Source organism: Mitsuaria sp. MSU3D (assembly GCF_056867975.1).
In genome coordinates this window covers 2,820,795-2,846,000 of the sequence record NZ_CP200314.1, presented here as the reverse complement: position 1 = coordinate 2,846,000, position 25,206 = coordinate 2,820,795, and the positions used below count along the sequence as shown (strand labels likewise).

General features: G+C 69.9%; 28 protein-coding genes and 1 riboswitch. Of the genes, 20 read left to right on the top strand and 8 right to left on the bottom strand.

Annotated features, from left to right (window positions below; all coding sequences use genetic code 11):
- Nucleotides 1-6: 6 nt before the first annotated feature.
- Entirely contained in the window at nucleotides 7-1,635 is a 1,629-nt protein-coding gene (locus tag AC1VNM_RS12505) for a DUF4832 domain-containing protein (RefSeq protein WP_483107123.1), read from the bottom strand.
- 281 nt (nucleotides 1,636-1,916) lie between these two features.
- Between AC1VNM_RS12505 and AC1VNM_RS12500 the strand changes: the two genes are divergently transcribed.
- From AC1VNM_RS12500 to AC1VNM_RS12490, 3 genes are all read left to right on the top strand, one after another.
- Nucleotides 1,917-2,582: a hypothetical protein gene (locus AC1VNM_RS12500; RefSeq protein WP_483107122.1), complete on the top strand. Its 666-nt coding sequence runs from the start codon at nucleotides 1,917-1,919 to the stop codon at nucleotides 2,580-2,582.
- On the top strand, nucleotides 2,579-2,785 hold the full coding sequence (locus AC1VNM_RS12495) for a hypothetical protein (protein ID WP_483107121.1): 207 nt from the start codon (nucleotides 2,579-2,581) through the stop codon (nucleotides 2,783-2,785). The genes AC1VNM_RS12500 and AC1VNM_RS12495 overlap by 4 nt, the downstream gene beginning before the upstream one ends.
- Nucleotides 2,786-2,940: 155 nt before the next feature.
- Nucleotides 2,941-3,222: a hypothetical protein gene (locus AC1VNM_RS12490; RefSeq protein ID WP_483107120.1), complete on the top strand. Its 282-nt coding sequence runs from the start codon at nucleotides 2,941-2,943 to the stop codon at nucleotides 3,220-3,222.
- Nucleotides 3,223-3,385: 163 nt separating this feature from the next.
- Here AC1VNM_RS12490 and AC1VNM_RS12485 read toward each other — a convergent pair whose 3' ends face one another.
- The 7 genes from AC1VNM_RS12485 to AC1VNM_RS12455 are packed head-to-tail and all read right to left on the bottom strand — an operon-like array spanning nucleotide 3,386 to nucleotide 9,830.
- The gene (locus AC1VNM_RS12485; protein WP_483107119.1) at nucleotides 3,386-5,533 is read right to left on the bottom strand and encodes a flagellar biosynthesis protein FlhA; all 2,148 of its coding nucleotides are present in this window, start codon (nucleotides 5,531-5,533) and stop codon (nucleotides 3,386-3,388) included.
- Entirely contained in the window at nucleotides 5,530-6,678 is a 1,149-nt protein-coding gene (flhB, locus tag AC1VNM_RS12480) for a flagellar type III secretion system protein FlhB (protein ID WP_483107118.1), read from the bottom strand. Before flhB ends, AC1VNM_RS12485 begins: the two co-directional genes overlap by 4 nt.
- Nucleotides 6,671-7,489, bottom strand: a complete 819-nt coding sequence (locus tag AC1VNM_RS12475) for a flagellar biosynthetic protein FliR (protein ID WP_483107117.1) — start codon at nucleotides 7,487-7,489, stop codon at nucleotides 6,671-6,673. Before AC1VNM_RS12475 ends, flhB begins: the two co-directional genes overlap by 8 nt.
- Nucleotides 7,490-7,549: 60 nt before the next feature.
- Nucleotides 7,550-7,819, bottom strand: a complete 270-nt coding sequence (gene fliQ, locus AC1VNM_RS12470) for a flagellar biosynthesis protein FliQ (RefSeq protein WP_377153189.1) — start codon at nucleotides 7,817-7,819, stop codon at nucleotides 7,550-7,552.
- Entirely contained in the window at nucleotides 7,816-8,568 is a 753-nt protein-coding gene (gene fliP, locus AC1VNM_RS12465) for a flagellar type III secretion system pore protein FliP (protein ID WP_483107116.1), read from the bottom strand. The genes fliQ and fliP overlap by 4 nt, the downstream gene beginning before the upstream one ends.
- Complete coding sequence (locus tag AC1VNM_RS12460) at nucleotides 8,565-8,906, bottom strand: FliM/FliN family flagellar motor switch protein (protein ID WP_377153193.1); 342 nt, start codon at nucleotides 8,904-8,906, stop codon at nucleotides 8,565-8,567. The genes fliP and AC1VNM_RS12460 overlap by 4 nt, the downstream gene beginning before the upstream one ends.
- 6 nt (nucleotides 8,907-8,912) lie before the next feature.
- The gene (locus AC1VNM_RS12455) at nucleotides 8,913-9,830 is read right to left on the bottom strand and encodes a FliM/FliN family flagellar motor switch protein (RefSeq protein ID WP_483107115.1); all 918 of its coding nucleotides are present in this window, start codon (nucleotides 9,828-9,830) and stop codon (nucleotides 8,913-8,915) included.
- A 451-nt stretch (nucleotides 9,831-10,281) separates the two neighbouring features.
- Nucleotides 10,282-10,397: riboswitch (cyclic di-GMP riboswitch) on the top strand.
- A gap of 564 nt (nucleotides 10,398-10,961) precedes the next feature.
- On the opposite strand from AC1VNM_RS12455, the gene fliE reads away from it, so the two are divergent.
- The 17 genes from fliE to AC1VNM_RS12370 all read left to right on the top strand — a co-directional run bounded on the left by fliE (nucleotide 10,962) and on the right by AC1VNM_RS12370 (nucleotide 25,194).
- Nucleotides 10,962-11,297 carry a flagellar hook-basal body complex protein FliE gene (fliE, locus tag AC1VNM_RS12450; RefSeq protein ID WP_483107114.1) on the top strand — a complete coding sequence of 112 codons (336 nt, stop codon included), beginning with the start codon at nucleotides 10,962-10,964 and terminating at the stop codon, nucleotides 11,295-11,297.
- Nucleotides 11,298-11,370: 73 nt separating this feature from the next.
- On the top strand, nucleotides 11,371-13,191 hold the full coding sequence (gene fliF, locus AC1VNM_RS12445) for a flagellar basal-body MS-ring/collar protein FliF (protein ID WP_483109271.1): 1,821 nt from the start codon (nucleotides 11,371-11,373) through the stop codon (nucleotides 13,189-13,191).
- Nucleotides 13,175-14,212, top strand: coding sequence for a FliG C-terminal domain-containing protein (locus tag AC1VNM_RS12440; RefSeq protein ID WP_431104513.1), 1,038 nt, complete (start codon nucleotides 13,175-13,177; stop codon nucleotides 14,210-14,212). Before fliF ends, AC1VNM_RS12440 begins: the two co-directional genes overlap by 17 nt.
- Nucleotides 14,209-14,982, top strand: coding sequence for a flagellar assembly protein FliH (gene fliH / locus AC1VNM_RS12435; RefSeq protein ID WP_377153204.1), 774 nt, complete (start codon nucleotides 14,209-14,211; stop codon nucleotides 14,980-14,982). The genes AC1VNM_RS12440 and fliH overlap by 4 nt, the downstream gene beginning before the upstream one ends.
- Nucleotides 14,979-16,310, top strand: a complete 1,332-nt coding sequence (fliI, locus tag AC1VNM_RS12430) for a flagellar protein export ATPase FliI (RefSeq protein ID WP_483107113.1) — start codon at nucleotides 14,979-14,981, stop codon at nucleotides 16,308-16,310. Before fliH ends, fliI begins: the two co-directional genes overlap by 4 nt.
- Nucleotides 16,307-16,834 carry a flagellar export protein FliJ gene (locus AC1VNM_RS12425; RefSeq protein WP_483107112.1) on the top strand — a complete coding sequence of 176 codons (528 nt, stop codon included), beginning with the start codon at nucleotides 16,307-16,309 and terminating at the stop codon, nucleotides 16,832-16,834. Before fliI ends, AC1VNM_RS12425 begins: the two co-directional genes overlap by 4 nt.
- An 83-nt stretch (nucleotides 16,835-16,917) precedes the next feature.
- Nucleotides 16,918-18,276, top strand: coding sequence for a flagellar filament capping protein FliD (gene fliD / locus AC1VNM_RS12420; protein ID WP_483107111.1), 1,359 nt, complete (start codon nucleotides 16,918-16,920; stop codon nucleotides 18,274-18,276).
- A gap of 40 nt (nucleotides 18,277-18,316) precedes the next feature.
- Nucleotides 18,317-18,703 carry a flagellar export chaperone FliS gene (gene fliS / locus AC1VNM_RS12415; RefSeq protein ID WP_377153209.1) on the top strand — a complete coding sequence of 129 codons (387 nt, stop codon included), beginning with the start codon at nucleotides 18,317-18,319 and terminating at the stop codon, nucleotides 18,701-18,703.
- A 13-nt stretch (nucleotides 18,704-18,716) separates the two neighbouring features.
- Nucleotides 18,717-19,049 (top strand): flagellar protein FliT, encoded by a 333-nt coding sequence (gene fliT, locus AC1VNM_RS12410; RefSeq protein ID WP_483107110.1) that lies wholly within the window; start codon nucleotides 18,717-18,719, stop codon nucleotides 19,047-19,049.
- Nucleotides 19,046-20,371 carry a flagellar hook-length control protein FliK gene (locus AC1VNM_RS12405; RefSeq protein WP_483107109.1) on the top strand — a complete coding sequence of 442 codons (1,326 nt, stop codon included), beginning with the start codon at nucleotides 19,046-19,048 and terminating at the stop codon, nucleotides 20,369-20,371. Before fliT ends, AC1VNM_RS12405 begins: the two co-directional genes overlap by 4 nt.
- Complete coding sequence (locus AC1VNM_RS12400) at nucleotides 20,368-20,874, top strand: flagellar basal body-associated FliL family protein (protein WP_483107108.1); 507 nt, start codon at nucleotides 20,368-20,370, stop codon at nucleotides 20,872-20,874. The genes AC1VNM_RS12405 and AC1VNM_RS12400 overlap by 4 nt, the downstream gene beginning before the upstream one ends.
- A 64-nt stretch (nucleotides 20,875-20,938) precedes the next feature.
- Entirely contained in the window at nucleotides 20,939-21,664 is a 726-nt protein-coding gene (locus tag AC1VNM_RS12395) for a FliA/WhiG family RNA polymerase sigma factor (RefSeq protein WP_483107107.1), read from the top strand.
- Between the two features lie 30 nt (nucleotides 21,665-21,694).
- Entirely contained in the window at nucleotides 21,695-22,627 is a 933-nt protein-coding gene (motA, locus tag AC1VNM_RS12390) for a flagellar motor stator protein MotA (protein WP_377153221.1), read from the top strand.
- Entirely contained in the window at nucleotides 22,617-23,615 is a 999-nt protein-coding gene (locus tag AC1VNM_RS12385; protein WP_483107106.1) for a flagellar motor protein MotB, read from the top strand. The genes motA and AC1VNM_RS12385 overlap by 11 nt, the downstream gene beginning before the upstream one ends.
- Nucleotides 23,616-23,625: 10 nt before the next feature.
- A complete protein-coding gene (gene flgM, locus AC1VNM_RS12380; protein WP_483107105.1) occupies nucleotides 23,626-23,946 on the top strand; it encodes a flagellar biosynthesis anti-sigma factor FlgM in 321 nt (106 codons plus the stop codon).
- Nucleotides 23,943-24,407, top strand: coding sequence for a flagellar protein FlgN (locus AC1VNM_RS12375; protein WP_377153229.1), 465 nt, complete (start codon nucleotides 23,943-23,945; stop codon nucleotides 24,405-24,407). The genes flgM and AC1VNM_RS12375 overlap by 4 nt, the downstream gene beginning before the upstream one ends.
- Entirely contained in the window at nucleotides 24,394-25,194 is an 801-nt protein-coding gene (locus tag AC1VNM_RS12370) for a glucosaminidase domain-containing protein (protein WP_483107104.1), read from the top strand. The genes AC1VNM_RS12375 and AC1VNM_RS12370 overlap by 14 nt, the downstream gene beginning before the upstream one ends.
- Nucleotides 25,195-25,206: the final 12 nt, after the last annotated feature.

The window sequence follows — 25,206 nt, the reverse complement described above, 5'->3', positions numbered from 1 at the left end:
AGCGCGTCACTTCACGTCGACGACGGTGCCAAGCGAGAAGGCGCCCAGCGTCGCATCCCAGCGCTGACCCGAGGCGGCGTTGTCTGCATTCGCCCAGCGGATGGCGAAGCGCGCATCACCGCTCAGACGGGCGTCGCCGTCCGGCAGCGCCACGCTGACCTGATAGCGGCCAAGCGGCAGGTCGGCCGGCACGGACGCGGTGAGCGTCGCGGCCTGGTCGACGCCGCTGGGCAGCCACGTGCGCGGGTCGGCGCCCGACGCATCGATGCGGCGCACCTCGCCGTTCGTGGCGTTCTTGAGCACGAGCTGCACGCCGCGCGGATTGAACACGCGCGCCCATCCGTCGTTGCGCAGGTCCAGACGCGCACTCAAGGTCTGACCCCGCGTGACCGACGCCGCGTGCGACGCCTTCACCAGCGCCAGTCGATAGCCCATCTTCCGGCGTACCTCGGCCATGCAGCCGCCTTGCACCCACTTGTCGTGGAAGGCGGTGCGGTAGTACTCGTCGTTGAGGTAGGTCAGGTTGTAGCGGGCGCCCTCGGCGAGGATGTCGGCGCATTGGCTGCGCGGCACGGCGCCGGCTTCGTCGGCCGGGTTACAGGTCTCGCCGCCGAAGGGCGCGAGGTCGCCCAACCGGTCGACGTAGTCGCGCTGCTTCGCAGCGGTGGCCGTGTCCTCGTCGTAGGTGCCGACGTCGGTCTTGCTGGCGAGGAAGCAGTCGTTGTGAACGCCGACACGCAGACCGCCGGTCAGCACGGCGCTCAAGGGCGGCAGCGTCGGCGTCCCGTCCATCACATACGGCGGATAACGCAGCTGGATGAAGCGGCTTGCCGGCAGCGCGGCGAGCAGCGCATCGCGGATCTGTTTGCGGCTGGCCGGGGCGGTCAGGTTGTTGGAGGAGGTGTGCCACTCGCCCCACGCGCCGATGAAGCCTGCCTGCATGAACGCGATCACGTCGGCATTGCGCTGCAGGACCGGCTTGAACTGCGTGATGTGGGCGAGCACGCGCGACAGCGGCGCGTCCTTGGCGTTCTGGTAGTCGACTTCCGATTCCGGATAGTTGTAGACCACGCGGATCACGAGCTTGACGCCGGCGGCGCGCGCATGGCCGAGCGCCGTCTCCACTTGAGCGAGGAGCGCCGGGGTCAGGTCTGAACCGCGATAGGCCGACAGGTCCAGCTTGGAAAAGAGCAGGCGATAGCCGGCCTTGTAGGCGTCATCGGCGTCGGCGCGGGTGAAGGTGTCGAGGTTGGCCCAGGTCCAGCGGTAGAAGCCGCGCTCGGGGTTGGGGAGCTCGGTGTCGGTGGCGGTGAAGGTGGCGGCCGTCTGGGGCTCGTCCGTCCCGGCAGGCGGCACGGGAGCAGGTGTCGGCGTGGTGGTCGGCGTTTCCGGATTCGGCGGAGTCGTCGGCGTAGTTGGCGTAGTCGGCGTTGTTGGTGTCGTCGGTGTGGACGGCGTTTCCGGCGTAGTCGGCGAGCTGGCCCCAGTCGGTGGCGGAGTGGTTGCCACCGGCGGCGGCGAGGCCTCGCTCGACCCCGATCCGCCTCCGCAGGCCGTGAGGATCGCCAGCGAGAACGCCGCGGCGATCGGGCTCATGCCCGTGAACGGACGGCGGAGGAGGCGTTGCTTCTGCATGGAGGCGGCTCATTGGCGGGTTTGTTGCCAATGTATTTCTGCGGAAGCCGCGACGGCCGTTGCGCCACGCAACAGAGTGCTTCGCGGGCGACCGTTGGAAAAAGTCTTTCGAGGTTTCGAGGGGCGAAAGCCCGTGTAAAGCGGGCCCGTCGCGACACACCCGGAGGTGGGTTGTCACCGGTGTTTGGTCAAAGCGCGCTCACCAAAACGTCTTCGTTCGATTCCGGGAGGAACCAGCAGCTCCAGACTTTCTGCATCGTTGTTGTCGCGGAGCAGTACGGATGGATGAGGTCACGAAGAAGTGGTTTGATGTGTCGATGGTGCGGGTCACTCGTGCGCCCGAGTTGCATGGGTGGTACTCGGACGAAGAGCTGATTCGGCTGTCTGGCGCGCCGAAGGGCAGTCACCTCGAAGTTGTACCGAACTCTGATGGGCAGATTGAGCTGCAGGTCACCAATCAGGATCTGCTGTGTGAGCCGCTGGTCCGCCGGATCAGTCAGGCGATCGATGGCGGATACGTCTTCGAGATTGAAAATGCGGCCTTCGTCCTTCGGTCGAAGTTTCGACGCCAGGGAATCGGGACGCGGAGCGTGGCCATCGAACTGCACGAGGCGAAACGGCTCTCGCTCTTCACGAAGGTGGTTGTCAACGCGGTAGGGGATTCGAGCTCGATGACGGGGCCTATGGCGATGGTCGGCTACTACGCGTGGGCAAGCATGGGATTCAACGCGCTGCTGCCGGTGGATCTGCTGGAACACCCTGCTTTACCGGATGACAGCCGAGATTGCCTAGACCTGCTTGACCTGTTGCGTACCCGTGGAGGTCGAAAGTTTTGGCTAAGCTTCGGACGTTCGACCCAGCTGGAGTTTCCGTTGAAGGAACCTTCTCGCAGTTGGGACCACTTCCGTCGTTATGCGATGGAGCGAAACATTGAGGTGACACCATGAAACCCTGGGAGATCGCTGCGCGTGTGTGTCGGCCCATGTCGACCGAGGAGGCGCTGCGCCTGTCGGCGGAGAAGCACGGGTTCCGCGAATTCGGCGATATCGACCCGGAGATCGAAGCCCTGTTCCGAGAAACGATAGAAGAAGTCGAGCGCGAAGAAGCTGAGGCAGCGCGCCGAGAACCCCCATCTGAAGTGCCGCGATGACTGACCGCGCTCCGGCGGAGGTCAGTCCTATGGTTCGAGCGGAAGCACAGGCGCTCGACGAGTACTCGCGAGGCGATTTCGCAGCGGCCCGTTCTGGGTTCTTGGCTGCGGCTGAAGCCGGCCACGCGGATGATGGACTCCAACGGAGCTGAAGCGTGGGCGATCCATCGGTCCTGTACATCCTCACCGGTGCCGTCGCGATCTGGGCTGCCGGCGCCACGGCCGTCACCTTCGCGGAACGGCCTGCGTTCCTGAAAGCGATCGCCGCCATCCCCATCGCGGCGGCACTCATCTGCATGGCGGCGCTGGGCCGTCTCCCCTACATGGAGCATCGCCTTCTGATCGACGCCGGCATGCTCGGAGCGCCGATCGTCGCGGCCGTGATCAACAGACTGATTCTGCACAGAGGACCTCGGCGGCGGCCGCCGCCGCGTTGATGCAGGTTGGCAGTCAGAACATCGTGTTCTTGTTCGCCGCCTTTTCCGGCACGTCTTGCACCACATCCATGGCCAAGCGTCGACTTTCGGTCACCTACGAACAGGTCATCCACCCGGCGAAGCAACGGCTGTGGGGCCCGCAGGATCGCATCGGCCGAGATGTTCACCCCAGCGTCCCCACCACCGCAATCTCCTTCTGATCCGGCACCTCGTTGTACGACAGCACCGCCAGCCCGGGCGCGAAGAGCCGGGCGTATCGCGCCAGCAGCGGCCGCACCTGCGGCATGACGAGCAGCGCCGGCGGCGCGCCGAGCGACTTCATCTGGTCCCGCGCCCCCGGCATGTGCTGCTGCAGCTGTGACAGCAGCTGCGGATCCACCGGGTAGCTGTCCAGCTGCACCTTCGCGCCGCCCGCGCGCGCCTGGTTCAGCGCATTCAAGAGGTGGTTCTCCAGATCGCTGCCGAGGTTGAACACCTTCAGCGCACCCAGCGCGCCCTGCGGCCCCTGCAGCTGCGAGACGATCTGCCGCTTCAGCGCGCAGCGCACCTCCGCCGCCAGCAGCACCGGATCCTTCGTCGCCTCCGCGTTCTCGACCAGCGTCGACGCGATGCTCTGGATGTCCTTCACCGCCACGCCCTCGGCCAGCAGCAGGCGCATCACCTTCAGCAGCTGCGCGTGCGTGTACGCCTTGTCCAGCGCACCGCCGAGCTTGGGCGCGATCGCGTTCAGGCGCTCCATCAGCGCCGCGATGTCGTCGAACTTCAGCAGCTCCGGCAACTGCTCGCGCAGCACCTTCGACACGTGCGTCGCGACCACGCTCGCCACGTCCACCACCTGGTAACCGAGCCCCAGCGCGTGCGCCTTGTGTTCGGTGTCGATCCACGTGATCGGCATCGCGTACGCCGGATCGAAACCCGGGATGCCGTCCACGTCGCCCCACACCTGGCCCGACGCGATCGCCATCAGGCGGTCCGGATAGACCTCCGCCTGCGCCACCACCGCGCCGCTCAGCGAGATCGCGTACTGGCTCGGCTTCAGCGAGAGATCGTCCCGCACCGACAGCGTCGGCAGCAGCACGCCCAGCGACTCGCTCAGCGACTGCCGCATCCCGCGCACCCGCGCCTGCAGCGGCGCGCCCTGCGCCGGATCGATCAGGCCGACCAGCTTGTAGCCCAGGCTCACCGACACCGCTTCCACCACGGGCAGCGCGCGCCAGTCGATCTCCGGCGGCGTGCCGGCGACCAGCGCGCTCTCCACCGGCGCCGCCGGCTGGATGCGGTCGCGCGACCGGTCCCCCATCCGCCACGCCGCATAGGCCAGCGCCACCGCGAACGCACCGAACGCCAGCCACGGCATGCCGGGGATCAGCGCCAGCACGCCCATCACGCCCGCCGCGCTGTACAGCACCTGCGGCGACGCCAGCATCTGGTCGCTGACCTGCTGCTCGAACTCGCCCGAGTCGCTGACCCGCGTCACGATGATCGCGGCCGCGGCCGACAGCAGCAACGCCGGGATCTGCGCGACCAGGCCGTCGCCGATCGTCAGCAGGCCGTACTGGCGGATCGCTTCGCCCAGCGACAGGCCGTGCATCAGCGCGCCGATCGCGACACCGCCCACCAGGTTGATCAGCAGGATCAGGATCGACGCGATCGCGTCGCCGCGCACGAACTTGCTCGCACCGTCCATCGCGCCGTAGAAGTCGGCCTCGGTGCCGACCTCCTGTCGCCGCTTCTGCGCCTGCTCCTGGTTGATCAGGCCGGCGTTGAGGTCGGCGTCGATCGCCATCTGCTTGCCGGGCAGCGCGTCCAGCGTGAAGCGCGCCGAGACCTCCGAGATCCGCTCCGCGCCCTTGGTGACGACGATGAAGTTCACCACCATCAGGATCACGAACACCACCAGGCCGACGATGAAGTTGCCGCCGATGACGACGTTGCCGAAAGCCTCGATCACCTTGCCCGCCGCGTGCGTGCCCTCGTGGCCGTGCAGCAGCACCACGCGCGTGGACGCGACGTTCAGCGACAGCCGCATCAGCGTCGTCGCCAGGATCACGCTGGGGAAGATCGAGAAGTCCAGCGGCCGCCTGCTGTTCACGCTGACCAGGATCACCACCAGCGACAGCACGATGTTGAACGTGAACAGCACGTCCAGCAGCACCGGCGGCAGCGGCAGGATCACCATCGCCAGGATGGCCAGCAGGAACAGCGGCGCCGCCACGCGCAGGTCGCGCAGTTGCTGGCCGAGGCGGCCGAAACGGCCGAAGCGGGCGGGCCCGGCGGACGATGCAGAAGAGGAGGGCGGGGAGGACTTCATTCGGACTCCGGATCGGAGAGATGACGCGGCACCGGCAGGTCGCCCGCCAGGCTCGGTTCGGTCGGACGGCGACCCGCGTGGAAGGCCTTCAGCTGCATCACGTAGCTGAGCACCTGCGCGACCGCCTGGTACAGCGACGCGGGAATCTGCTGCTGCACCTGCGCGCTGTTGTAGAGCGCGCGCGCCAGCGGCGGCAGCTCCAGCAGCTGCACGCGGTGCTCGCGCGCGAGGGAGCGGATGTAGAGCGCCATCTCGTCGACGCCTTTGGCGACGACGTAGGGCGCCTCCGCCTTGGTGCTGTCGTAGCGCAGCGCGACCGCGTAGTGCGACGGGTTGACGATGACGACGTCGGCCTCGGGCACGGACTTGCGCACGCTGCGCCGCGCCAGTTGCTGCTGCAGCTGCCGGATGCGCTGGCGCACTTCGGGCCGGCCTTCGTTCTGCTTGTATTCCTCCTTGACCTCCTGCTTGCTCATGCGCTGGTTGCGCAGGAACAGCAGGCGCTGCAAGGGCACGTCCACCAGCGCATAGAAAGCGAGCACCGCCGCCAGCGTCAGCAACCCGTCCATCACCAGCGAGGCCGCGCGCGCCAGCGCCAGCGGCAGGCTCAGCGCCTGCAGCTGCACGTACTGCGCCGCGTAGGCCGTGGTCACCCAGTACAGCACGGCCAGCACGCCGCCGGTCTTCATCAGCGTCGCGGCGAGCTCGGTGTAATGCTTGGCGCTGAAGAGCCGGCCGAGGTTGCCCAGCGGATTCAGCTTCGAGAACTTCGGCGCCCACTGCGACGGCGAGAACACGATGCCGCCGCCGAGCTGCGTCGCGAGGATCACCGCCGCCGGCAAGGCCAGCAGCGGCATCAGCATCTTCGCCAGCAGCCACAGCGACTCATGCGCCGCCTCGCCCCAGAGCGCGTCCAATCCCTGCAGCGCATCGTTGCCGTCCAGCGGCGCGAGCGCCAGCCGGAACAGCCGCGCGAAGTCCTCGAGGTAGGACGGCGCGATCATCATCAGCAGCTTCAAGCCGGCCAGCAGGCCGATCGCCGCGCCGATGTCCTTGCTGCGCGCGACCTGGCCCTGCTCGCGCGCCTTGCGCAGCTTCTGCTCGGAGGCCTTCTCGGTCTTGTCGGCGGTGTCGGACTCAGCCATGAACGCCTCCTGGTCCGATCAGTCCCGCCACTTCGGGCACGCCGCGCATGCCTTGCTCCAGCATCCGCAGCAGCTGCTGCGTCATGCGCAGGTAGTGCGCCGGCACGTGCGCCAGCATCTGCGTCAACATGAACAGCCCGAAGAGCGTGACCAGCGAGTAGCCCAGCGAAAACAGGTTGAGCGCCGGCGCCACGCGGTTCAGGAAGCCCATGCCCAGCTGCACGACCAGCGTCGCCGCCACCACCGGCAGCGCCAGCAGCAGCGCCGCGGAGAACACCCACGCCAGGTTGTAGGCCAGGTTCTGCAGCGTCAGCAGCGAGAGCCCGGCGCCCAGCGGCCAGGCGCGGAAGCTCTCTCCCAGCACCGCGGTGAACAGCAGATGGCCGTCCATGCCGAAGAAGGCGAGCACGCACAGGATGTTGAGCAGCGCGCCGACGACGTCCGAGGAGCTGCCGTTGATCGGATCGTTCATCACCGCCATCGCCAGGCCCAGCTGCGACGACAGCAGGAAGCCCAGCACCCCGATCACGGCGATCGCCAGGTGGAAGGTCAGGCCCATGGCCAGGCCGAGGATGGCCTGCTCGGCGGCGGCCAGCACGCCCTGCATCGAGAAGACCGGGATGTGCACCGCCGTCGACTGCGCGACCGGCATCATCACCACCGCCAGCACCAGCGACAGCAGCACGCGCGCGGACATCGGCATGCCGGCGTCGCCCATCGTCGGCGCCGCGGCCAGCATCGCCAGGATGCGGCAGAACGGCCACCACAGCGCGCTGAGCCAGGCGGTGAGCTGGCTGAAGTCGATGTCCACGGCGCGCTTTCCCTGCAAGTGCGGCGACGAGTGCGGCTCAGAGTGCGACGGCGAGTCCGGCTACGAGGCCAGCTGCGCCGCGCGCTCGAAGATCGAGACGCAGTAGTCCATCAGCAGGCCCACCATCCAGCGGCCCGCCAGCCCGAGTACCAGCAGCGTCACCAGCAGCCGCGGCAGGAAGGCCAGCGTCTGCTCGTTGATCTGCGTCGCGGCCTGGAACAGCGCCACGATCAGGCCCGTCACCAGCCCCGGCAGGATCAGCACCAGCACCAGCAGCATCGTCAGGTGCAGGCTCTCGCCGATCAGGTCGGCGGCGATCTCGGGCGTCATCCCGCCACCCCGCGCACGCTCGACACCAGCGTGTTCACCGTCAGCGTCCAGCCGTCGACCAGCACGAACAGCAGCAGCTTGAGCGGCAGCGAGATCACCAGCGGCGACAGCATCATCATCCCCATCGCCATCAGCACCGAGGACACCACCAGGTCGATCACCAGGAAGGGGATGAACAGCATGCAGCCGATCTGGAAGGCGGTCTTCAGCTCGGACAGCGTGAAGGCGGCGAGCTTCACCGCGAAGCTGTGGTCCTCGGGCTTGGCCACGTTCGTCTCGCCCGACAGCTGCGCGATCTGTGCCAGCGCGCTCTTGCCGGTCTGCGCCAGCATGAAGCGAGAGATCGGCTTCTCCGCGATGGACAGCGCCTGCATCAGCGTGATCCTGTCGCTGTCGTAGGGCACCATCGCCTGCTCGTAGATCTGCGCGCCGATCGGGCGCATCACCAGGATCGTCAGGATCAGCGCGATGCCGGTCACCAGCCGGTTCGGCAGGCCCTGCTGCAGGCCCAGCGCCTGGCGCAGCAGCGACAGCACGATCACGAAGCGCGTGAAGCTCGTCATCATCAGCACCAGCACGGGCAGCAGCCCGAGCAGCGTCATGATGACCAGCACCTGCGTCTTCAGCGTGAAGTCGCCGCCCCCCGCGCCGGCACCGGCGATGCGGATCGCCGCCATCGCCGGGTCGGCCGCGATCGACGCGAGCGCGATCGCGCCCGCGCCCAAGGCGATCGCGCGTGCAGTCCTCATGAACCCAGCCGGTCCAGGTCCAGCCCGTCGATGTCGAGCACGCGCAGCGCGTGGCTGTCGCCGCTGACGACGACCTCCGCATGCCCGATCGGCGTGCCGTTCACCTTGATCACCAACGGCGCGCCGGCCAGCGTGTCGAGCTCGACGACGCTGTCGGCCTGCAGCTGCGCCAGGTCGTGCAGCGACAGGCGCGCCTCGCCGACCTCCAGCGTCAGCGTCACCGGGATCTTGCGCATCAGCGCGGGCAGATCGCGGCCGGCCGGTCGGCTCTCGACCACGCGGGCGTCCTCCGCCATCGGTTCGTCGAGCAGGCCGGCGATCAGATCGGTATCGCTCATCATCAATCACTCCAGGTCTTGGAAAGAGGTCAGGCACAACTTGCCCTGGTGTTCGGCCACGGCCGCGCTCATCAGCGCCGAGCCCTCGACCATCACGGTCGCATCGGTCAGCCGGATCGGGATCAGCGCGCCCGGACGCAGGTCCAGCACGCTGCCGAGGTCCAGTTCGCGCTCCAGCAGGCGCGCCTGCACGGTCAGCGCCAGGCGGCGGTCCAGCGGCTGCTGCTGCGCCGGGGGCCGCGACGGACGGTGCTGCGCGGACAGTTGACGCAGCAGCGGCAACAGATAGGCGCCGGCCAGGGCGAGCGAGATCGTGGCCTCCTGGTCGCCGTCGCGCAGCGAGGCGATCAACTCCCAGCCGTCGGGGCCGAAGGCGGGCAGGGCGCCGCCCTGCAGCGGCGGCAGATCGCTGGCGGGGGTCAGGTCTTGCGTGGCGCCGCCATCGGGACGGGAGGCCTGCGCCAACCAGTGCACGCACAGGCCGGCGAACTGGCCGGCGAGCAGGTGCAGCAGGCGGTCCTCGGTCGCGGTGGGCGGCGTGTCGGCGGTGGCCAGCGCGGTGTCCGCGCCCAGGCCGAGCCGCTTGGCCATCAGCGCCAGCACCAGCGGCCGGTCGATGCGGCAGGCCAGCAGGCCCGACGGCCCCGTGGTGCGCAGCCAGCGGGGCGAGTCCCCCGCCGGGCCCGCTTCGCCGAGGTCGCCGACGTCGCCGACCTCGAGCCCCGCGCCGTCCAGCGGCCGCAGCGTCAGCGCGTGCAGCTCATGGCGGCTGTGATAGCGGCGATTCCACGGCTGCACGAGCAGGCGCTGCAGCGCCTCGCGCAGGCGCTGCGCCACCTGCGGCAGCAGATGCACGGGGCGGCCCAGGCTGCGCGGATCGAGCGCGGCGGGCCGGTGCGGCTGGGCGGAGCGTGGCTGGTTCATCCGTGGTTCCAGAGAAGAAGGGAGGCGTTCTGAATGAAACTGTTGTACGACAACAGTCGGACAACAATCGGTCGGCCAATGCATTTCACGCCATAACCAGCGAATTCTAGGAATCGATGGTGATTTCGGCCAGCATTGGAACTGCTGGTTCGGAACATGCGGGGAATAAATCACAAACCGCCGATCGCGAATCGCACATCGCGGAAGCTGCGCGTTTAAGTCGCTCGCCGGTCCGGTCGTTAATATCCCGACGAGCGCAGGGTGGATTGCATTTTTCACATTTATCAATCCCGAAACAAAACCGACTTATTTCGAGGCAAATGCGCGAGTAGCGGATCACCATCCTGGGAGTATCGGCGCCGGTTCGTGACATCCGTCACACCGGCGAACGCTGTTTTGGTGCGGTGCAAAAAGGGTTCTTGTTGCGCACGCTCACATTGACTACAGTCCGGACACATCAGGGCACACCCGAGCGAAAGCCGGGGTCGCAAAGCCTCCGGTCTACCGTCGGGCGCCAGCTGAAACTCTTTCAGCCAGGCGCCGGATCACGATAGCGGGGTTGCCAGACCTGAGTCTGCGAGCCGCGTGACGCGTGGTTCACAGGCGCTCGCCTGCCAGGCCCCACCCGGGCCTGTTGTGACCCTGCCTGCCCTCTCGCCGAGGTGCGCCCGTCTTGCAGAGAGAGGACGGACATGGTCATTCACAGACACCTTTTCATTCCCTGACCCGGCCCGCGACGGCACTGTCGGATGGCTTCCGCCAGCGTCGACCGGCCGAATGCGGTCCGCCGCCGCATGGGTTCCGGATATTCCCCGGAAATTCCCCGGAAATTTGCAGAATCGATATCGCAGCCAATCCGGCGCGAGGGGGTTTCTCCGTCCGAATTTCCGTGAATGAAACGGTCTGTAAATGTCGAGGAAATGTCGCAACAAAAATACGCGCAGCCAACGCGATGACAAGAAGAAGAGCGACATTCCATCCGTCATGAATCTCCAGCCCGGAGATTGAAAGATATCGATGCCAAAACCGCGCCATTAACCAGAAGGAATGGGCGGATGAGGTGAATGAATGGTCACGGGAAAACCCGCGCCGTCCGGCGTGGCAAGGCCCCTTTTTGCCCGGAGCAAAGGTATGTCGGCTTTGACGCTCAATGCGGCCATCGGTCAATCGACGATGGAATCCCTGCTGAAACAGGACAGCGTGCGGCTGCAGCAGGACGCCCAGGCGCTGTCGCAAGGTGCCGGCGATAACCTGTCCACACCGGGTTTCGAGCAGATGCTGCAGCGCGTGGACGACCGCGACCAGGCCGCCGCGGCGCGCATGGAAGCGGTCGAGCGCGGGGAGAGCGACGACCTGGTCGGCGCGATGCTCGCCAGCCAGGAAGCCAGCCTGTCGTTCTCGATGCTGATGCAGGTCCGCAACAAGGTCGTCGGCGCCGTGGACGAGCTGATCAAGATGCAGCTCTGAGGCCTGCGGGACGCACAAGATGAACGAGCTGCAGACCCTTCAGAACGCGACCGGCACCGCCGGCGACAGCGGCATGCCGGCGTGGCGCCGCCGCCTCGGCCAGGTGCTGGGCGGCTTCAACAGGGCTGCGCCCGCCCCTGGCGCCGGCTTGCCCCTGCTCCGGTCGGCCGCGCCGCTGCTGATCCTGGCCGCCGTCGTCACCGCGCTCGTGCTGATGCTGCTGTGGCGCGACCAGGCCGGCTACAAGCCGGTCTTCGGCCAGCGCGAGCACGTGCCGACCGCCGACGTGCTGTCGGTGCTCGACGCCGAACACATCGCCTACCGCCTGCATCCCGAGAGCGGCCAGGTGCTGGTGCCCGATGCGGACCTGGGTCGCGCGCGCATGCTGCTCGCCGCCAAGGGCGTCGTGGCCAAGCTGCCGGCCGGCCTGGAGCTGATGGACCAGAACGATCCGCTGGGCGTGAGCCAGTTCGTGCAGGACATCCGCTTCCGCCGCGGCCTCGAGGGCGAGCTCGCCCAGAGCATGATGGCGCTCGACGCCGTCGAGGGCGCGCGCGTGCATCTGTCCGTCGCCAAGAGCAGCTCCTTCGTGCTCAACGACGGGCAGAAGAGCTCGGCCTCGGTCGTGCTGACGCTCAAGCCGGGCCGTTCGCTCAACCACGAGCAGATCGCCGCGGCGATCAACCTGGTCGCGGGCTCGGTGGCCAACCTCGATCCGTCGCGGGTCAGCCTGGTCGACCAGCAAGGCAACCTGCTGTCGGCGCGCGTCGACCTGAGTGAAGGCTTCGATGGTGGCGCGCAGGGCAACGAGGCGCAGCGCCGCATCCAGGACGACATCCGCCGCAACGTGCATGAACTGCTGGCCCCGGTGCTGGGCGAGCAGAACTATCGCCTGAGCGTCACCGCCGACGTCAACAACGATCGCATCCAGGAAACCCGCGAGCAGTACGGCGACTCGCCCAAGCTGACCAACGAGGCGATGCGCGAGGAGCAGGACCGCGAGCGCATCGCGCTGGGCGTGCCGGGCTCGCTGAGCAACCGTCCGCCGGCCGCGCTGGCGGCGGCCGCCGCGTCCGCGGCGCAGGGCGAGGATCCCAACGGCGCGAACGCCAACAGCAACACCGCGCGCAAGAACGCCTCCACGCGCCAGTACGCCTATGACCGCTCGATCACGCAGGTGAAGAAGAGTCGCGGCCGGCTGGAGCGCCTGAGCGTGGCCGTGCTGCTCAACACCGCCGCCGCGCCGGGCGGCGCGAAGGACTGGACGCCGGCCGACCTGCAGAAGGTCGAGCGCCTGCTCAACGGCGGCCTGGGCATCGACACGCAGCGGGGCGACACGCTGAGCGTCTCCACGCTCGCCTTCCCGGCGCCGCCGGTCGTCGAGCCCTGGTACCAGCAGCGCGACACGATCGTCGAGTTTGGCGGCTGGGGCGCGTACGCGTTGGCCGCGCTGCTCGGCTACCTGCTGCTGGCGCGTCCGCTGCTGCGCATGGGCCAGCACGCGCTGGGCATGGGCGGTGCGCGTCGCAAGGAACGTGGCAACGACGGCCGCGCCGATCGCCGCGCCGACGGTCCCGGGATCACGCCGCTGGAGCCGCTGTCCGGCGCCGCCGGCCTGGGCGCTCAGCCGGCGATGGCGCCGGCGGGCGAGGGCGTTCCGGCGCTCGGCGGCCCGATCGGTGCCGGCATGGGCGCCGGCATGGGCGCGCTGGCCGGTGCCGGGCAGTCCGGCTCGGCGGTGACGCCGCTCCTCGAGAACTACGAACTGCCGCCGCCGGGATCCCCGGTGGACGTGCTGGTGGACCACCTGAAGGTGCTCGCGGCCAAGGAGCCGGAGCGGGTGGCGGAAGTCGTCAAGCAATGGGTGCAGAAGAAAAATGGCCGAAGCGAGTGATTTCATTCCGCCCGGCAGCGCTTCGTCGCTGAGCCCGGTCGAGCGTGCCGCCATCGTGCTGCTGAGCATGGGCGAGGAGCCCGCGGCCGCGGTGCTGCGCTGCCTGTCGCGCGACGAGCTGCTGGACGTCACGCAGGTGATGTCGCGGCTGTCGGGCATCAAGGTCGACTGGGTGCGCACCTCGCTGCAGACCTTCTTCGACGACTATCGCGAACAGAGCGGCGTGCACGGCGCGTCGCGCACCTACCTGAAGCGATCGTTGGACCTCGCGCTGGGCGGACAGATCGCGGCCAGCGTGCTCAACAGCATCTACGGCGACGCGATCCGGCCCAAGATGCAGCGCCTGCAATGGGCCTCGCCGAAGTGGCTGGCCGAGCAGATCAGCCATGAGCACCAGCGCATGCAGGCGGTCTTCCTGGCCTTCCTGCCGAGCGCGCTGGCCGGCGACGTCGTCGCCGCGCTGCCCGAAGGGCCGGCCGGCGGCCGCGACCGCGTGCTGCTGCAGATGGCGCGCCTGTCGGAGGTCGACGCCGAGTTGCTGGTCGAGCTCGAGGAACTGGTCGAGCGCTGCCTCTCCGGCCTGGGCCAGCAGGGCGCGACGGTCGAAGGCGTCAAGCAGGTCGCCGAGATCCTCAACCGCATGCCCGGCCAGCGCCAGCAGATGGTGGAGCTGCTGCGCGCGCACGACCCGGGCGTGGTCGGCGAGATCGAGTCGTCGATGTACGAGTTCTTCATGCTCTCGCGCCAGAGCGAGGCGACGCTGACGCGCCTCATCGAGGAAGTGCCGCTGGAGCTGTGGGCCGTCGCGCTCAAGGGCGCCGAGCCGCCGGTGCGCGACGCGCTGCTGGCCGCGATGCCGCGCCGCCAGGCGCAGAGCTTCGAGGACCTGATGCGTCGCGGCGGTCCGATGCCGATGAGCCGCGTCGAGCAGGCGCGCGCCGAGATCATGGCGCAGGTCAAGGCGCTGGTGGACGTCGGCGAGATCCAGGTCCAGCTGTTCGCCGAGGACGTCGTCGAATGAAGACGCTGCGCCCGCATCGCTTCCCGCCGCTGGCCCAGGTCGGCCGCGCGTCCTCGCTGCTCGACGGGCAGTCCGGCGCGCAGCTGCAGGCCAGCCTGGCGCAGGGCTTCCAGGAAGGCCTGGCCAAGGGCTACGAGGAAGGGTATGCGAGCGGCCTGCAGACCGGCATCGACGAGGCGCGCAGCGCCGCCGAGGCGGCCGGCCATGCCGAAGGACTGGCCGCCGGGCGCGAGGACGCGCGGGCGCTGCTGGTCAGCCCCGTGGCCGCGGTCGACACGCTGCTCACCCACCTCTGCCAGCTGCAGCAGGACTACCAGTCCGCGATGCGGCGCGAGGTCGTCGAGCTGGTGGAGCGCGTCGCGCGCCAGGTCATCCGTGCCGAGTTGACGCTGCGGCCGACGCAGCTGATGGCGCTGGTCGACGAGACGCTGTCGGCGATGCCGCCGGCGCGCGACGGCGTCGAGGTCTTCCTGAATCCCGAGGATCGCCAGCGGCTGCTGGAGCTCGGTCCCGAACGCGTGCACGAGTGGACGCTGCATGCCGACGCCTCGCTGGACCCGGGCGAGTGCCGCGTCATCGCCGGCGGTCGCGAGGCCGATGCCGGCTGCCGCCAGCGCCTGGCGGCCTGCATGGACCAGGTGCGGGGTCAGTTGATGCCCGAGACCACGATCGATGGCCACGGGTCCGACGGCGGTTCCGCGCCCTCGCATTCGCACACGGCGGCCGGCGAGCTCGATGCGCTCGGCGCGGCCGGGGAGGGCGCCCGATGATCAGCAACGCGCTGCGTCGCGTCGAGCTTGGCGACGTGCCGGTGTCGACCCCCACCGGCCGTCTGGTCGGCGCCTCGGGCCTGCTGCTCGAGGCGAGCGGCTGCACGCTGCGCACCGGTCAGCGCTGCCTGATCGAACAGCGGCTCGAAGGCGCGAGCGAGCATGCGCCTGACGGCTGGCTGGCGGCGCAGGTCGTGGGCTTCCGCGACCAGGTCGCCTACCTGATGCCCTTCAAGAAACCCGACGGCCTGGCCGCCGGCGCGCGCGTGCTGCCGGCGCCGGAGCGCTCGTCGCTGATGATCGGTCCGCAGTGGCTGGGCCGCATCGTCAACGGCCTGGGCGAGCCCATCGACGGCCGCGGCCGTCTCGGCGGCGACCTGCTGCTGCAGATGGTGCCGCCCAAGGTCAATCCGCTGCGCAAGAAGCCGGTGCACGAGCCGCTCGACGTCGGCGTGCGCGCCATCAACGGCCTGCTGACGCTGGGCCGCGGCCAGCGCGTCGGCCTGATGGCCGGCTCCGGCGTCGGCAAGAGCGTGCTGCTGGGCCTGATCACGCGCAACACGGTCGCCGACGTCGTCGTTGTCGGCCTGATCGGCGAACGCGGCCGCGAGGTGCGCGAGTTCATCGACCTGTCGCTCGGCGCCGAGGGCCTGGCGCGCGCGGTCGTCGTCGTGGCGCCGGCCGACGAGTCGCCGCTGATGCGCCTGCGCGCCACCGAGCTGTGCCACAGCATCGCCGCCCACTACCGCGACCAGGGCCAGCACGTGCTGCTGCTGGTCGATTCGCTGACGCGATACGCGATGGCGCGCCGCGAAGTCGCGCTGGCGCTGGGCGAGCCGCCGGCCACGCGCGGGTATCCGCCGTCGGTCTTCAGCCTGCTGCCGGAGCTCGTCGAGAGCGCCGGCAACGGCGAGGGCGACGGCAGCATGAGCGCGATCTACACGGTCCTCGCCGAGGGCGACGACCAGCAGGACCCGGTCGTCGACACGGCCCGCGCGATCCTGGACGGCCACATCGTGCTGACGCGCGCGCTGGCCGAGCGCGGGCATTACCCCGCCATCGACGTCGCGCAGTCGATCAGCCGCTGCATGGCGCTGGTCGCCGATCGCGGCCAGCAGCAGGCCGCACGCGAGATCAAGCAGCTGATGGCCCGCTTCGAGCAGGTCCGCGAGTTGATGCCGCTGGGCGCCTACGTGCCCGGCGCCGACCCGGCCACCGACCGCGCCGTCGCGCTGTGGCCGCGCATCGAGGCCTTTCTCCACCAGGGCACCCACGAGGGCGCGCCGCTGGTTTCCACGCAAGCCCAACTGACGGAGGTGCTCGCATGAGCGGCAGCCAGGATTCGCTGCGTCGCAGCCTCGGCAAGCTGGCCGAGCTGCAGCAGCTCCAGCTCGATCGTCAGCAGGCGAAGCTGGTCGCGCAGCAGCAGCTGTGCCAGCGGGTGCAGGGCACGGTCGACCGGCTGGACGCGCTCGGCGCGCAGGCGACGCTGAGCGGCGTCGCGCTGCCCGGCCTGGCGCAGAACAGCGCCGCCTACAAGCAGGCGATGCGCGGCTGGGCCGACCAGCAGCGCGCCGAGCTGGCGCGCCGCCAGGCCGAGCTGGAGCTGGCCCGCGCCGACACGCTGGCCGCCGCCCGCAAGCAGGAGACCTTGCGTCAACTGGTCGACCGCGCCGACGCGCGCGTCCGCACCGAGCAGGCCCGCCGCGACCAGAAGGGGCAGGACGAGATCGCGTCGCAGAGCGCCCAGAACGATAGCGCCTACGGCGGCTTGAGCGCCTTCGGCGCCCTCGGTTCCTGGGGCGGCTTCGGTCCGATGACCCGCCTCAACGATCGGGGGAACCGTGGCTGACCGCGCGCCGCTTAAGTTCCGGCCGCTGCCGGTCGCCTACCACCAGGGAAGTCTCAACCCCGGACCTTGTGGAGGAGCCCGCCATGGCGACTAGTTTCGATCCGACCTCGACGGCCACCAGCCTGGCCACCGCGTACACGCAGCCGGCGCAGACGCTGCTGGACGCCCAGACCAAGGCCGCGCAGACCGCGTCCAGCGGACTGACCAAGCTGCAGAGCGCGCTGAGCGCGTTCAAGACGGCGCTGGCCGCCTTGTCGTCCAAGCCCGGCCAGTCGGTCACGCAGTACAGCGCCACGCCCAGCGACAGCGCGGTCATGACCGCGACCGCCGCGTCCGGGGCGCAGCCGACCAGCACGCCGCTGTTCGTCGAGCAGCTCGCGACGACCAACCAGGTCGCCTTCCAGGATCTGCCGGCGGTGCCGGCCGGCCCGGGCAGCATGTCCGTGCAACTGGCCAACGGCACCAGCTTCAACGTCGACCTCGCCAGTGCCGACGGCGACGGCGACGGCACGTTGTCGCAGACCGAGATCGCTCGTGCGATCAACACCGCGGCCAGCGGCAACGCCACCGCGATGGTCGTGACCGTCGGCGGCGCGACGCAGCTGGTGCTGACCTCCGGGGTCAGCGGCGCGGGCGGCAAACTGACGATCGACACCTCGGGCCTGTCCGGTCCGCTGAAGACCGCGCTGGACGACACGAGCAAGCGCAAGGAGCTGGTCGGCGCGCAGGACGCCGTCGTCTGGCTGGGCGCGCAGGGCACCGGCGTGCGGCTGCAGCAGGCCAGCAACACGGTCACCGCGATCCAGGGCGTGTCCATCACGCTGAAGAAGGCGCAGGCCACCGGCGAGTCGCCGGTGACGCTGACCGTCGCGCGCGACGACACGGCCACCAGCGCCAAGCTGCAGAGCTTCGTCGACGCGTACAACACGCTGGAGAAGGCGCTCGACGACCTGACCGTCGTCGGCAAGGAAGGCACGGCCAACGGCGCCTTCGCCAGCGACGCCGGCGTGCGCGCGCTGCGCGACCGCATCGGCAACGTGCTGCGCAACGACTACGGCGGCGCCAACCTGCGCACATTGGGCGTGTCCATCGGCCGCGACGGCAGCGCCACGCTCGACAGCGCCAAGCTGGGCAAGGCGCTGTCGGCCACGCCCGACGCGCTGGACAAGGTGCTGGGCTCGACCGCGCTGTCCAACTCGTCCGGCCTGCTCGGCGCGATGGACAAGCTCGCCGACACCTGGACCAACAGTGCCAACGGCCAGATCAAGCAGCGCCAGACCACGATCCAGTCGCAGCAGAAGAGCATCAGCGACCGCCAGCTGCGTCTGGACCAGCAATACAACCAGGCGTACACGCGCTACCTCCAACAGTTCACGCAGCTGCAGAACCTGCAGACGCAACTGGGTGGCACGGGCAGCCTGTTCGACGCCGTCGCGGCCTGAGCGCCGCGCACCTCCTCGACGACACGCCCACGACGACCCCATGAGCTACGACGCCTACCAGAGCTACCAGTCCGTCCATCTGCAGGCGCAGACCGCGCAGGCCTCGCCGCTCCAGCTGGTGCTGGTGCTGATGGACGGCCTGCTGGACGAGCTCGCCCGCGCCCGCGCCCACATCGAGGCGCGGCGCTTCGAGCTCAAGGCCGCCAGCCTGGACAAGTGCGTCGCCATCATCAACGGGCTGTCCAGCGCGCTGGACCTGGACACGGGCGGGGAGGTCGTGGCCAGCCTGGCGCGGCTCTACGACTACTGCGCGGAGCGGCTGTACCGCGCCGGGGTCGAGCTGGACGTCGCGCTGGTCGACGAGGTCCGCGGCCTGCTCGCGCAGATCCGCGGCGGCTGGCAGGGCGTGCTCGCCCGCCACGGGTGAGGAGGACATGGCGATGCCCCAGACCCTCCGCCCGGTGCCGATCACCGCGCGCCTGCAGATGCTCGGCGAGCGTCTGCGCGACGCCTGTGCCCAACGCAACTGGACCGCGCTGGCCCGCGGCGACGCGGAACTGGCCCAGCTGCTGGGCGGCCTCGACGCCGCGGCGCTGACGCCCGGCGAGCGCGCCGCGCTGCAGCAGCTGCGCCGGCTCCATCAGCAGATCAGCGGCGAATGCCAGCGCGAGCTCGAGCGCGTCGGGCAGACGCTGGAACAGATGCGGCAGCAGCGCCAGGGGTGGTCCGCGTATGCGGAGTCCGCCGACTGGGGCACGGAGGCGCAAGCATGACGATGACGATGACTCCGATGGCCGCCGCGGCCAACGCCAACGCCGCCGCCTCGCCGTCCGCCGCGACGGCGCCGGGACTGCCTTCTGGCAGCGCGGCGGGCGGCAAGGCGGACCGTGCGGGCACGGCGGACGGGACTGCCGCGCCGGCCGTGGTGCTGCCCTTCGCGCCGCTGATGGCACCCGCGGGGGAGCGTGACACCGCGCAGGCCCAGGGGGCCGACGCGTCGGGCGGCAGCGCCGATGGGAACGTCGACGTGCTCGACGCCGCGCTGATGCAGGCCCTTGATGAACTGCTGGGTCGCGGCCCGGCAGGCACCGCGGGCCAGGACGCGATCGGCGTCGTCGCGGGCGGCGCGCGGCCGGCGGGCGACGGCACCGATGGCGAGGCCTCCGCCGCGCAGGATGACGCTGCGCTGCCCGCGAGCGCGCCGCTGATGGCGATGCTGATGCCGACGCTGATCCCCGTGGTGATGCCGCCGGCCCCGGTGGCGCGCGATGCGGCCGGCGCGTCGGGAAACCTGGCCGGTGCGGCGTCGAATCCGCCGGCCTCGCCATCTTCGCGGGCCTCACAAGACGCGACGCCCCTGCCATCGGCACTGACCACCGACGCGGCGCGTCTTCTCGCGCTGCAAGGCGCGGACGTCGCGGTGCCGGCGAGCGCGACCGACGCCGGCGCCTGGCAAGGGCTGCAGCGCTGGAGCGCCGACCTGATGACGGCGATGACGCCGGGCGCGATGTCGGGCGGCACCGACGTCGGAGCCTCGGTGTCCTCGACGCTCACGCTGCCCGCCTCGCGCGAGGCCTGGCAGCAGCCGCTGATGCAGGCGCTGGGCGACCGGCTGCAACTGCAGATCGCGCAGCGCGCGGACAGTGCTCGCCTCCATTTGGAGCCGCCGCAGCTGGGCCGCATCGAGATCGACATCCGCCAGCAAGGCGGCGCGCTGCAGGTGCAGCTCTCCGCCAGCAATGACGACGTGCGCCAGCAACTGCGCCAGATCGCCGAGCCGCTGCGCCATGAACTGGTGCAGCGCCACTCGGGCGATGTGTCGGTGCAGGTCGCCTCGGGCGCGCAGGCGGCCGGCGACGGCCGTGGTCGCGACGGCGCCGCCGCGGGCGGCCAGCCGCAATCGGGCGGTCAGCAACGCGACGCGCAACGCCAGCCCGGCCGGGCGCTGCAGGACGACGACCACGGCGCGTCGGGCGCTTCCGCCGCCTTCGGCTTCGCGGACGCGTTGGCGGGCAACGCCGCGGGGGCGGTCGGTGTGGGCGCCATGGGCATCACGGGCGGCATCACGGTCGGCAACACGAGGACCACGCGATGAAGAACAGGACCAAGTTGATCGGCGTGATCGCCGTTGTCGCGCTGCTGGCCGCCGGTGGTGCCGGCGCCGCCGTGTGGTGGCTGAAGGCCGACGGCACCAAGACGGCGGCGACCGCCGCCGGCGCCGACGCCGCGCATGGCGGCAAGGACGCCAAGGATCCCAAGGACGACGGCAAGCCGGCGCCCGACTACAAGTACGTGACGCTGGACAAGGTGCTGGTGATGCTGCGCGGCCCGAACGGCTCGGCGGTGTCGCACTACATGGCGGTGGACATCGTCTTCAAGACCTTGCCCGAGCAGGAAAAGCGCACCAAGGACCACCTGCCGCTGCTGCGCACGGTGGCGGTGAAGGCGCTGTCCACGCACACGGTCGAGAGCGCGCAGGCGATGAGCGTCGAGCAGTTCGCGCAGCTGCTCAACCAGGCCTATGCCGAGAGCTATGCGGCGGACCGGCGCGACGCGCCGTTCGCCGAGGCGCTGATCGGCAAGCTGATCATCGAGTGACGGTCCCGTCCGCGCGCGATCACCAGCACGACCAGAACCACCAGCACCACCGGGACAGAGCACCGTGCAGCATGCCTACGCCGAATGGGGCGCCGTCGCGACGGCGGGCCTCAGCGCCGCGCAAAGCGCCGAGCTCGAGCAGCGCGCGCTGCGCGAGTACGCGCCGCTGGTCAAGCGCGTGGTGCGGCAGCTGTCGGCGCAGGCCAGCGCGGTGATGGACCGCGAGGACATGGAGCAGATCGGCCTGATGGGCCTGCTGGAGGCGCTGCGCCGCTACGGACAACCGGACGGCGGTTTCGGCGCCTTCGCCGCGCTGCGGGTGCGCGGCGCGATCCTGGACGAGCTGCGCCGCCAGGACTGGCGTCCGCGCACCGTGCGCCAGGACAGCCACAAGCAGCGCGACGCGCTGCGCGCGCTGACGCGCCAGCTCGGCCGCGAGCCGGTCGAGGCCGAGATCCTGCGCCACCTGAAGCTCACGCCGCAGCAGTACCAGGACTTCCTCCAGGCCGAGGTGGCCGAGGAGATGGCCAGCTTCGACGAATTGGTCGAGGAACTGGCGCAGATGCCCAGCGAGCATCGCAACCCGGAAGCGCAGCTGATGGTCACGCGCTCGATCGCGCAGGCGCTGACGGCGCTCAACGAGCGCGAGCAGCGGGTGATCCAGCTCTATTACGAATTCGACGCCAGCCTCAAGGAGATCGCCGCCGTGCTCGATCTCACCGAGGCGCGCGTCTCCCAGATCAACAAGGCCGCGCTCGCCAAGATGCGCGCCTTTCTGCAGCAAGTCTGAAGACCGGCGGAACAGGAAAAAGGAACGGACATGCAGGCACTCATCGGAATCGGGATCGTCCTGGGCTGCGTCTTCGGCGGCTTCATGCTGCACGGCGGCCAGTTCAAGGTCATCTGGCAGCCGGTGGAGCTGCTGATCATCGTCGGCGCCGGCGTGGGCGCGATCGTGCTGGGCAACCCGCGCCACGTGCTGTCGGAGATGCTGCTGCAACTGCGCAAGCTGGTGCGCCGCAGCGACCACGGCCAGGAGTTTCAGCGCCAGCTGCTGCTGCTGATGTACGAGCTGCTGCAGACGGCCGCCGGCGGCCTGAAGGCGCTGGACGCGCACGTCGAGGCGCCGCACGAGAGCGCGCTGTTCCAGCGTTATCCGCTGATCCTCGACAACCGCAAGCTGCTGCACTTCATCGTCGACAACTTCCGCCTGATGGCGATGGGCAAGATCAACGCGCATGAGCTCGAGGGCGTGCTGGAGCAGGAGCTCGAGGCCATCCACGACGAGCTGATGCAGCCGTCCAAGTCGCTGCACAAGATCGCCGAGGCGATGCCCGGCTTCGGCATCCTGGCCGCGGTGCTGGGCATCGTGATGGCGATGAACCACGTCGCCGAAGGCGCGGGCACCGGCGAGATCGCCGTGATGGTCGCCGCCGCGATGGTCGGGACCTTCATCGGCATCTTCTTCTGCTACGGCGTGATGGACCCGCTGTCCAACATGATGAAGCAGCTGGTGCATGAGGAGCTGGCGTCGCTGGAGTCCGTCAAGGTCGTGCTGGTGACGCATGTGTCGGGCAAGCCGCCGCTGCTGGCGATCGACGCCGGACGCCGTCTGGTGCAGCTCAACATCAAGCCCAGCTTCGCGCTGCTCGAAAGCTGGATCGACGCCCTCAACGGCGATGAGCCGGCCGCCACGCCGCGCCGCCGCGCGGGCGATCGCCCGGCGGGAGAAGGAGAGCGCCGTGCAGCCTGAGGTCGTGTCCATCGGTCCCGGCGGCCTGGCAGGTGCTGGCGGCAAGGGCGCGCGCGATCACCACCCGACCGTGGTGAAGCGCGTCTCGCGCCGTGCCGACGACGAAGGCCACGGCGGCGCGTGGAAGGTCGCGTTCGCCGACTTCTGCCTGGCGCTGCTGTGCCTGTTCCTGGTGCTGTGGCTGCTGGCCTCGCGCAACGCCGAGCGCATGCAGGTCGTGCTGCAGAACGCGGGCGCCAACCTGATCGAGGACGGGCAGGGGCTGACGAACTCGCTGGCCGCCGGCTCGCGCGGCAGCATGATCGAGCGCCATCCGGTGCCCGCGCGCAGCGAGGAGCCCAGCCCCGGCGATCCGCAGCACGGCTCGACGGATTCGCGCATGGGTCGGCCCAGCCTGGATTCGCCGGAGCAGTTGCAGGCGCTCGCGCGTCGCATCGCCGCGCTGGCCAAGGAAGAAGGGCTGGAGGGCCATCTGCGCAGCGCCGTCACGCCGCAGGGTCTGCGGCTGCAGTTGCACGACACCGAGGCCAGCGGCATGTTCGAGCGCGGCAGCGCGCAGCCGGCCGCGCCGCTGCGCGCGCTGCTGCGCAAGCTGGGCCCGCTGCTGGCTGAGATCCGCAACCAGCTGCTGATCGTCGGGCACACCGATGCGACGGCCTATCAGGACAAGGGCCCGGGCGCCTTCACCAACTGGGCGCTGTCCAGCCATCGCGCGATGGCGGCCCGCCAGGAACTGCTGGTCGGCGGCATGCCCGAGTCCAGCGTGCTGCAGGTCACCGGCATGGCCGACGCCGCGCCGCTGGACCCGCTGACGCCGACCGCGGCCGCCAACCGCCGCATCGAGCTGATGCTGCTGACCGCCAAGCAGGCGCAGGCGATCGCCGGGATGTTCGGCCCGGCCGGGCTGCGCGACCCGGCCCGCGACGGCGATGCCGCCGAGCAGGTTCGCGGCGCGTTGATGAAGCCGCAGCCGGCGGCCTCCCGCTGACGGAGGCCGCATGCGCACCAGATCCAAGGGTGAACGAATGAAGATCACTGGCACCAACCCGTTGAATCCCGCCGCCGGCACGACGTCGTCGGCGTCCGTCGAGTCGACCGACCGCGCGCTCGGCGCCGGCCCGTCGTCCGGTCCCGCAATGCTCGCCGGCGAGCTGGCGAGCGAGGTCCTCAAGCCCGCGCAGGCGACGCTCGCCGCGATGCCGGACGTCGACGAGGTGAAGGTCGCCGCGCTGCGCGACGCGCTGGCCAAGGGCGAGATCAAGTTCGACGCGAACCGGCTGTCGCAGCTCATCCAGCGTTATCACGGAGGCCGCGCGTGACCGCGACGCTGACCCGCACGGCGCGCCGCGCCGACAGCACCGCCGCGGTGATGCTGCAGCAGCTCGTCGACGGACTCTCGCAGGACCTGCGCGGCTACGAGACCTTGCGCGAGCTGCTGGACCGCCAGTTCCACGCCGCGCTGCGGCACGAGGCCGAGGCGATGGCGGCGCTGTCCGCGGAGATCCTCGCGCAGGCCGCGGAGATGGAGGCGCAACGCGCCCGTCGCCGCGAGCTGCTGGTCGGGCTGCTCGGCCGCGCGGCGCAGCCCAGCCTGCGTGCGTTGCTGGAGCGCCTGCCCGCTGCGACGGCTGAACCGATCGCCGCGCTGCGCCGCGCGATCGAACGCGCACTGGCGGAGTGCAAGGCGATGAACCTGCGCAACGCGCAACTGATCGGCGAGCAGCAGGCGCTGATGCAGCAACTGCTGGGCCGCGAGGAGCACATCTATGCGGAACGTTGACTTCCGGGCGGGTGAGTTCCCGTCGCTGGCGACGGAGCCGGTCGCGCCTGGACGTGGCGCTGGCGCGGGCGGCTTCGGTACGCCGCGCTTCGACGCGTTGTTCAATGAGCTGAATCGCGACGTCGTCCGCTACATCGAGCAGGGCGACGGCGGCTCCGGCGGCGGTCTCAGCCCCGAAGGCGCGTGGGGCCGCGTGCGGTCCCAGGCGGTGGCGGGCATGGACGCGGCGCCGGGCACCGGCGGCTCCGCGGACGATGCCGTCAGCGACGCGCAGCGCCAGGCCTTCATCGACGAGGTGCTGCCGCTGGCGCGCGGCGCCGGCGCGAAGCTGGGCGTCGCGCCCGAGGTGCTGACCGCGCAGGCCGCGCTGGAAACGGGCTGGGGCCGCTCGCCGGTCCGCGCGGCGGATGGCTCGAGCAGCCACAACTACTTCGGCATCAAGGCCACCGGCTGGCAGGGTGCCGTCGCGCAGGCGATGACGACGGAGGTCGAGGGCGGCGCGCCCGTCGCGCGCCGCGAGGCGTTCCGCGCCTACGCGTCGCCGTCGCAGTCCTTCGACGATCTGGCCCGCCTGGTCGGCACGAGCCCGCGTTATCAGGGCGCGCTCAACGCCGGCGCCGATGCACGCGCCTACGGCGTCGCGCTGCAGCGCGGCGGCTACGCCACCGATCCGGCGTATGCGGAGAAGCTCACACAGGTGGCGGCGCGCGTGACGGCGCAACTCGACACCGCTCAGAAATCGACCTCGACGGGCGCCGCCGCGCGCGCGGCTGGAGTTGCGAAATGAAGCCGGTCTTCG